The 1,823-nt window shown below is 39.6% G+C and carries 3 protein-coding genes; 2 read left to right on the forward strand and 1 reads right to left on the reverse strand.

From position 1 onward, the window contains the following. Positions 1-239 (reverse strand): hypothetical protein (locus LN995_RS21530; protein ID WP_229963158.1); only part of this gene is annotated, 239 nt, incomplete at its 3' end. On the opposite strand from LN995_RS21530, the gene LN995_RS21535 reads away from it, so the two are divergent. Next, positions 229-1,035, forward strand: coding sequence for an alpha/beta hydrolase family protein (locus tag LN995_RS21535; RefSeq protein WP_229963159.1), 807 nt, complete (start codon positions 229-231; stop codon positions 1,033-1,035). The two genes, LN995_RS21530 and LN995_RS21535, sit on opposite strands and share 11 nt — an antisense overlap. Positions 1,036-1,111: 76 nt before the next feature. Further along, on the forward strand, positions 1,112-1,729 hold the full coding sequence (locus LN995_RS21540) for a hypothetical protein (protein ID WP_229963160.1): 618 nt from the start codon (positions 1,112-1,114) through the stop codon (positions 1,727-1,729). The last annotated feature ends 94 nt before the right edge of the window (positions 1,730-1,823 follow it).

Consider the following 1,823-nt stretch of genomic DNA (forward strand, 5'->3'; position numbering starts at 1 on the left):
GTCTGTTGAACATAAAAGCAGTTATACAGAACCCCCCCTTTCCAGGCAGCTGGAGGGGGTGGGGCTTTTGGTACTTTCAGGGGGTGCGTGAATTGCCTTCGGGTTGCTTTATATTGCTCCGGATATATAGTATATTCGTTAGTCCAGTTACGTTTAGCTGACCAACGGTAGTCGGCTAAACGTAATAACTCCTTATATCCAGTAGTTACCTTTAATACCAACCATAAAATGAAAAACATACTTTTAGTTTTTGTCTTGCTGTTTTCCCTCGACTGTTATGCAATAAAACCAGTTAGGGAATATGTAGCCACGCCAGACAGTTTAGGGATGAACTATGAACAGCAGGTGATAAAAACTGCGGATGGATATTTAATCAATACTTGGCTAATTAAGCCAGCTACGGGAAAAGACAAAAAGACAACCTTGGTGCTTACTTACGCTGACAGCGGCAACATGTCCTATTGGCTCTACCATATCAAAGCTCTATCAGATAATGGCTTCACTGTGGTAGCCTATGACTATAGGGGCTTTGGGAAAAGCTCAGATTTTGAAATTAACCCGCTTAACCTCTACTACAATGAGTTTGCCACTGACCTTCAGTCTGTGTTAGGGTGGACGAAAAAGAACATCAAGGGAAACAGAACTGGTGTGCTGGCATTCTCTATGGGCACTATCGTTGCTACCCTTGCCCTGCAACATGAGAAAGCGGACTTTCTGATAGGCGAAGGGTATGTTTATGACCCGATTGCCTATGTGGCAAAGATAAAGACGTTAAAGGATAGAGATATTGTCTTGCCAAAAGGAGCTGGCAACTATACCTCAAAATTAAGAAGAATAAAGTGCGACATGCTCCTTGTGGCAGGCGAGAAAGACGAGTTTACGACAGTAGAAGACAGCGAGAAGATGGCTCAGCAAAGGAGTAACAGACAAACGTTGAAACATAGGGGCAACCACACCGAAGGCTTTATGGCAATGACCAAAGATAGCTTCGGAGACATGTATGTGAAAGAGTTACTTAGATTCACCCAAGAGTAAAAGCACTAAAAGGTAACCACACCCATAAGCCAGCTACGCCGCCTTATGGCCAAGTCCGTTAGGTGAAATTCAAAAAATGGGAGAAGAAATAATCAATAGTTTAATTGAATTAGTTAAGGCTGAAAGCTCTCCAAAAGATATAGCTCTCAACTTAGGTAATATCCTGTATTTTGAAGAATTTAATGATGGTGTTAATCAAAGTAGATTTAACATAGAATCTAAATTTGGATTAAAGAGTCTTGTCGCAATTGATAATTCCGGACATCTTGACTGGATAAGCTTAGACGGAAAAAACCTTCAGTTACCTTTTAAATATCTTGAAAATTTAGCCTTTCAAACTCGAAAACATTACAATACTTATGATAGCGTGTCAGATGTTCAGTTTGTCTTTTACCCAATGAAAGAGCCTACTATCAATGGCATTTTTACATGGGTGGATGAATCAATAGCAAATAGAAAGAAGAAGGATGAATTATTTGTAGACAATGTAATACTTCATTTTTCAAAAAAGAAAGGACCTATGCCTTCAAGAGAATGGCTTTATATGGTGGATGTTCCAGAAGATATACTAAAACAAAATAACCTGCATATAAGAGGAATGTTACATCAGGGAGAAACTACAATAGAAGATGAATCTACACCTAACACTTCTAAAATCAGTATTCTTTCCAAACTTAGGAACCTGTTAAAATAAAAAGAAAATCACCTAACAAAGCACAGGCATCATGTTCGGCTGACGCCTCACCCGTTTCCTGTCCGAGACCGTTGGCTACCATTCACCAAAATTA

The organism is Pontibacter silvestris (genome assembly GCF_020907275.1).
GTDB classification, from domain to species: domain Bacteria; phylum Bacteroidota; class Bacteroidia; order Cytophagales; family Hymenobacteraceae; genus Pontibacter; species Pontibacter silvestris.